This is a genomic window from Cetobacterium somerae ATCC BAA-474, assembly GCF_000479045.1.
GTDB classification, from domain to species: domain Bacteria; phylum Fusobacteriota; class Fusobacteriia; order Fusobacteriales; family Fusobacteriaceae; genus Cetobacterium_A; species Cetobacterium_A somerae.
Genome location: NZ_KI518127.1, coordinates 1 through 838 on the forward strand (window position 1 = coordinate 1; position 838 = coordinate 838).

Annotated in this window: 1 protein-coding gene; it reads right to left on the reverse strand. The window is 21.1% G+C overall.

Annotated features, from left to right (window positions below; translation table 11 throughout):
* Positions 1–236 precede the first annotated feature (236 nt).
* The coding region (locus HMPREF0202_RS15270) for a hypothetical protein (protein WP_023052249.1) at positions 237–838 on the reverse strand (602 nt) is incomplete at its 5' end.

Sequence of the window (838 nt, forward strand, 5' to 3'; positions counted from 1 at the left end):
TTCCTCCTATTTTTTTATTTGAAATGATAATAACAAATTTAATCCTATATTGTCAATCTTTTTTTGAAATTTTTTTTTCATTTTTATAAAAATACTTTAATAGATTAAATTTTTAATTAAGTCAATAGACTCAAGAAAAATCTAATAATTATAAATTTTATTTATGACTTCACTTTTTTTTTAAAACTTTTCCCCAAAATATTCAATTCTTCTTTTTCACTTTACTAACATTTACGTTACTTATAAATCGTAAAATATTCTTCAACATAGTCCTCTTCTTTTATTGTTCTCGCTAAAAATATAGCTAATCTAATTTTGCAATTTAAACCATCTAAAGTGGTAGCTAAAGAATAAAAAGTTTTTCCAGAAGTTAATATATCATCAAAAACTATAAGTCGTTTTCCTCTTAATCTATCTTCGTTTAATATAAACTCATATTTCTTAGCTTTTACATCATTTTTTAAATGATTTGGAGAATTATTCTCTTTCATACTTATATAACTATATCCATTTTCAATTTTTAAATCTTCACATAAAAGTTCACAAAATTTCTTGTATCTTTTTTCATTTACTTTTTTATTAGATGCTGGTATAGGAAGAAAAACTATTCTATTTAATTGATAAATTCCATACTTTTCTATAAGCCAATCCTTTATTTCAATAAGAAATTTATCAAAAGATACTCCATTTTTAAATTCATATATATCATCTCTTACCTTTTTGTCTAAAGCTCTTATTTCATATCTTTTAGGATAATATACTCTAAAAAATTTTATTGAATATTTTTTATTGCCTTCTTTAAAAACTAAAGATTCAGTATCTTTATATAACTCCATAG